This window comes from Streptomyces sp. NRRL B-24572 (assembly GCF_002156145.1).
GTDB lineage: Bacteria > Actinomycetota > Actinomycetes > Streptomycetales > Streptomycetaceae > Streptomyces > Streptomyces vietnamensis.
The window spans coordinates 1-4,860 of sequence record NZ_MWIG01000510.1; the positions used below are offsets into that span (position 1 = coordinate 1).

At 74.5% G+C, this 4,860-nt stretch carries 6 protein-coding genes; 3 read left to right on the forward strand and 3 right to left on the reverse strand.

Translation table 11 applies throughout. The features are described from left to right. Together CCN56_RS28280 and CCN56_RS28285 are read right to left on the reverse strand one after the other, a co-directional pair. A partial coding sequence (locus tag CCN56_RS28280; protein ID WP_086830838.1) for a VWA domain-containing protein occupies nt 1–939 on the reverse strand: 939 nt, incomplete at its 3' end. A 74-nt stretch (nt 940–1,013) separates the two neighbouring features. Next, nucleotides 1,014–1,901, reverse strand: coding sequence for a MoxR family ATPase (locus tag CCN56_RS28285; RefSeq protein WP_256962198.1), 888 nt, complete (start codon nt 1,899–1,901; stop codon nt 1,014–1,016). Nucleotides 1,902–2,082: 181 nt separating this feature from the next. Here CCN56_RS28285 and CCN56_RS28290 point away from each other — a divergent pair, with 181 nt between their 5' ends. Together CCN56_RS28290 and CCN56_RS28295 are read left to right on the forward strand one after the other, a co-directional pair. Beyond that, nucleotides 2,083–3,309, forward strand: a complete 1,227-nt coding sequence (locus CCN56_RS28290; protein WP_086830830.1) for a PP2C family protein-serine/threonine phosphatase — start codon at nt 2,083–2,085, stop codon at nt 3,307–3,309. Between the two features lie 136 nt (nt 3,310–3,445). Next, on the forward strand, nt 3,446–3,811 hold the full coding sequence (locus tag CCN56_RS28295) for a luciferase family protein (protein ID WP_256962200.1): 366 nt from the start codon (nt 3,446–3,448) through the stop codon (nt 3,809–3,811). 9 nt (nt 3,812–3,820) lie between these two features. Here CCN56_RS28295 and CCN56_RS28300 read toward each other — a convergent pair whose 3' ends face one another. After that, entirely contained in the window at nt 3,821–4,312 is a 492-nt protein-coding gene (locus tag CCN56_RS28300) for a PaaI family thioesterase (protein WP_086830835.1), read from the reverse strand. 98 nt (nt 4,313–4,410) lie between these two features. On the opposite strand from CCN56_RS28300, the gene CCN56_RS28305 reads away from it, so the two are divergent. Continuing rightward, a partial coding sequence (locus tag CCN56_RS28305) for a helix-turn-helix domain-containing protein (protein WP_086830837.1) occupies nt 4,411–4,860 on the forward strand: 450 nt, incomplete at its 3' end.

A 4,860-nucleotide genomic window follows, 5' to 3' on the forward strand; every position in this document is an offset into this window, starting at 1 on the left:
GTCGTGCAGGGCCTGGACGAGCAGCATCGTGAACTGCGCGAAGCCCGCCACCGACCCCGACAGGTCGCACAGCAGGACCAGCTCGGGACGCCGGGGGCGGCGTCGCCGCAGGACCGGGCGCACCGGCACGCCGCCGGTCGACAGCGAGCCGCGCAGCGTCCGCCGCAGGTCGATCTCGCCGCGCGCCGCCCGGCGCCGCCGGGCCGCCAGCCGGGTGGCCAGCTTCCGCGCCAGCGGCCGTACCGTACGCCGCAGCTCGTCCAGCTGCGCCCGTCCGGCAAGGAGGAAGTCCACGCTGTCCGCCGTCCCCGCGACCGCCCGCCGCGCGACCCGGTCACGGCCCTGCCGCTCGGCGACGCGCCTCCGGGCCTCGGTCCGCACGCGCTCCCGGAAGGCCTCGATCCGCCGCCGGATCTCGTCGTCGAGCAGCCGCTCGGTGAACTCGGGCTCCTCGGCCGTGGCCGCCGCCCGCAGCCGGTCGCGCACCCGGGCGAGCAGCGTCTCGGGGCGCAGTCGGGAGAGCGTCTGGTACGAGGACCAGCCGTCCGACTCCGGGCCGGAGCCGTAGCCGCCGAACCCGCCCACCGCCTCCGCGGCCAGCCGGTCGAGTGCGGCGCCGTCGCCGGCCGTCAGGGCCTCCGCGAGCCGGTCCCGGAGCGCCGCGAGGTCCGCGGGGGTGTCCTCGTACGCCTCGCCCGCCCCGGGAGCGCCGCCGAGCGGGAAGTACAGGTCGAAGACCTGGTCGAACACCGTGCGCTGCCCCTCCCCGTGGAGCAGCGTCGCCGCCAGCGCCTCCCGGACCCGCTCCCGGTCGGTGAAGCCGACCGCTTCGAGAGCGAGCCCCGCGTCCACGGTCTCTCCGGTGCCGATCCCGAACCCGTGCGCGCGCAGTGCCGCGACGAGCCCGGTGAGCCGCACCGCGGCCCCGGAAGGCGCCACGGGACCGGTCGTGTCCGCCGTACCGGTCGTGTCCGCCGTGCCGGTCTTCTCCGCCGGGCCGCAGGCCGGCCCGTTCACACCGCGTCCAGGTCGAGCTTGGCCGCCGCCTTCACGATGTCCTCCTGGTGCTTGAGGAGGACGCCGAGGGTCTCGCGTACGACCCCCTCGTCCAGCCGGTCCGCGCCGAGCGCGAGGAGCGTGCGGGCCCAGTCGATCGTCTCCGACACGGACGGCACCTTCCGCAGGTCCATCGCCCGCAGCGCCCCCACGACCCGTACGACGGACGCGGCGAGCGCGGCGTCGAGGCCGGGGACCTTGAGGGTCACGATCCGGCGTTCCAGCTCCTCCTCGGGGAAGCCGATGTGCAGGAAGAGGCAGCGCCGGCGCAGCGCCTCGGACAGCTCGCGGCTCGCGTTCGAGGTGAGCACGGTGAACGGCCGCCGCGTCGCCGTGATCGTGCCGAGCTCGGGCACGGTCACCTGGAAGTCGCTGAGCACCTCCAGGAGCAGCCCCTCCACCTCGACGTCGGCCTTGTCGGTCTCGTCGACGAGCAGCACCGTCGGCTCCTCGGACCGGATGGCGGTGAGCAGCGGCCGGGGCAGCAGGAACTCCTCGCCGAAGACGTCCGTGCGCGTCTCGTCCCAGGACTCGCCCCGCCCGGCCGTGATCCGCAGCAGCTGCTTGGCGTGGTTCCACTCGTACAGCGCGCGGGACTCGTCGACGCCCTCGTAGCACTGCAGCCGGACCAGGCGCGCCCCCGTGACCTCGGTGACGGCCTTGGCGAGCTCGGTCTTGCCGACGCCGGCCGGGCCCTCGACGAGCAGCGGCTTGCCGAGCCGGTCGGCGAGGAAGACGGTGGTGGCGACGGCTGGCGACGCCAGGTAGCCGGTCGTGGCGAGCCGTTCGGCGACGTCGTCGACGGAGGTGAAGAATCCGGTCGTCATGGCTGATCCGGTCGTCATGCTGTCTCCCCCGGGAAGCGAGATTTCGTACTGGCCAGTAGCCTCTGCTGTACTTGATCAGATCAGGCACCACCGCACAACCGTCCCGCGCGAGCTCCGTGCCGTGCGCGGGGCGGCGGCCGCTGGTGCAATGGGGGGACCGGGTACGCCACCCGGAGGCCCGCACGGCGGTGGAGGTGTCGTGGCGGAACGGGACGAGGCCCTCCTGAACAGGGCACGGGCCCTGGAGCAGGCGATCGCCGAGATCGGCACGACGCTCGACGAGACGACCACCTGCCGTGAACTCGCGGCCTTCCTCGCCGGCCATCTGCACGGCTCCGTCACGGTCGACCTGCTCGACGAACCGGGAGACCCCGTCCGGCGCGCCGCCTCGGCGGGCCCGACGGACACCGACGGCGGCAGCGGCGCCTCGGGCGGTGCACCCGGCGATGCCCTTGGCGGTGCCCCTGGTGCATTCGGCGGCGCACCCGGCAGTGCCCCCGGCGGCGCGCCGGGCGGTGTCCCCAGCAGCGTTCCCGGCGGTGCCCCCAGCCTCGCCGTGCCCCTCGCCGTCCACGACGAGGACCCCCTCGGGACCGTGATCGTCACGCGCCACGGCGGCCCCCGCTTCTCCGCCGACGAGGTCGCGGTCCTCCGGCACGCGGTCCGGCTCGCCGCCCGGCATCTCGGCCACGCCCGCCGGCTCGCGGCCACCGAGGACACCGCCCTCCACCTCCAGCGCGCCCTCGTCGCCGAACCGGGCCGGCCGCATCCCAACCTGGAGATCGCGGGCGGCTACCTCCCGGCGGGCCCCCGCGCCCTCGTGGGCGGCGACTGGTTCGAGACCGTACGGCTCCACTTCGGCCGCAGCCTCCTCGTCGTCGGCGACGTGATGGGCCACGGGCTCGACGCGGCCGTGGACATGAACGCCTACCGCACGGCGCTCCGCGAGGTCGCCGCGACCGACCTGCCGCCGCACCGGGTGCTGCGCCACCTCGACTCCGTCGTCGCCGAGGACGACGCCCGCCGCCCCGCCACCTGCCTGCTCGTCCAGGTCGACCCGGCCCGCGGTGCCGCCACCTTCGCCAACGCCGGGCACCTGCCGCCCGTCGTGTTCGCCGCGGACGGCTCCGCGGAGCTCGTCGACCTCCCGGTGGGGCCGCCCCTGGGCACCGGCGTCGGGGGCTACGAACCCACCACGCGCTCGCTCGCCCCCGGCGAGAACCTGCTGATCTTCACCGACGGCCTCGTCGAACGGCGCGGCGAGGACATCGACGTCTCGCTCGCCCGCCTCGCCGCCCTACGGCTCCCCGCGGACTCCGGCCCCGAACGGGTCGTCGAGGAGGTGCTCGGCCGTCTGGACGCCCACCACGCGGAGGACGACGTGGCCGTCCTCGCGGCCCGCGTCCGCGTCCGCCCGGAATCGTGACACAGGGTCACATCCTCCCCACGCGCCGCCGTGACGCACGGTCACACCACCCCCGCCGACGACCTGTTTCGAGCCGCGGCGGGATTCTTGCGGCAGGACGCTTGTGCACGGCCCCGAGGCCCGGCACGCTCCTCGTATGAACACGGCCAGGCATGCCAGTGAACGTCTGATGAGCTGGCCCTCGCTGACCCCCGGCCGCGCCCATTGCGGCGACGGGCTCGGACTGGGCACCGGGACGCAGGAGATCGTCCACTTCCACGGTGAACACGAGGCGGACGTCCACCTCACCCGCGCCATGGTCGCGAAGCTGCGCCCGGCCCTCCTCGGGTCGAGCGCGGTCCGGCTGCGGGCCGGCTCCGGCTGGGTGACGGTCCGTCTGGACATGGGCTCGGACATCGACCTGCTCGCCACCCTGGTGAGCGCCGCCCTCCAGGCCAACGGCGTCCCCGACGTCGCCCCGGACGGCTGCACCCGCACCCGTCCGGTCCCCGGCACCCGCTGAACCGGCCGTCTATGAAGGGACCGGGAACAGCATGCACGTGCTGGTCGCGTGAGCGAGGAGCCGGTCCTCCGCGTCGTACAGGCCCGCCTCGGCGAGCGCCGTGCGGCGCCCCTGCGACAGCACCGTGCCGACGGCACGGATCTTGCCCGTGTCCATCGTGACGGGGCGCAGGAAGCGGGTCGACAGGTCGAGCGAGGTGTACGCCATGCCCTGCGGGAGCGTCGAGTGCACCGCGCAGCCGGCGGCCGAGTCGAGCAGCGTCGCGTACACGCCGCCGTGCACGCTGCCGATCGGGTTGTAGTGCTCCTCGCCCGGTTCGAGCGCGAACACCGCGCGCCCCGGCTCGACCTCCTCCAGGCCGAAGCCCAGCAGGGAGGCGATCGGCGGTCCGGGCAACCGGCCCGCCACGATCTCCCGGAGGAAGTCGATGCCCGCCATGGACATCGCGGCGCGCGCGGTGGCCCCGGCGTCCTCCCACTCGACCGTGCGCGACCGCCCCATCACCACTCCACTCCACCGGCCAGCTGACTTTGTCCACCGAAGCTAGCTTTCGTGTCCGCTGACTGTCAACGGCAGAGCCAGGTGGCTACAGTGGGCGCATGAACTGGCTGGACACGGATACCGAGAACTGCCCGGTCGGCCGTGCCCTGGACGTCGTGGGCGAGAAATGGAGCCTGCTCATCCTGCGGGAGGCGTTCAACGGCGTCCGCCGGTACGACGAGTTCCGCCGGCACCTCGGCCTCTCGGAAGCCGTCCTCGCCGACCGCCTCCGCAAACTCGTCGCCGCCGGTGTCCTGCGCAGCGAGCCCTACCGGGAGCCCGGCGCCCGCACCCGCCACGAGTACCGCCTCACCCGCAAGGGCGTCGACCTCTGGCCCGTGCTCCTCGCCCTCAAGCAGTGGGGCGACACCCACGCCGCCGAGCCCGAGGGCCCCGTCCTCGACGTCCGGCACACCGACTGCGGCGCCCCCGTCCGCGTCGTCGTCCAGTGCGAGGGTGACGAACGGGCCGTCCTCACGCCCCGCGACGTCACCGTCCGGCCGGGCCCC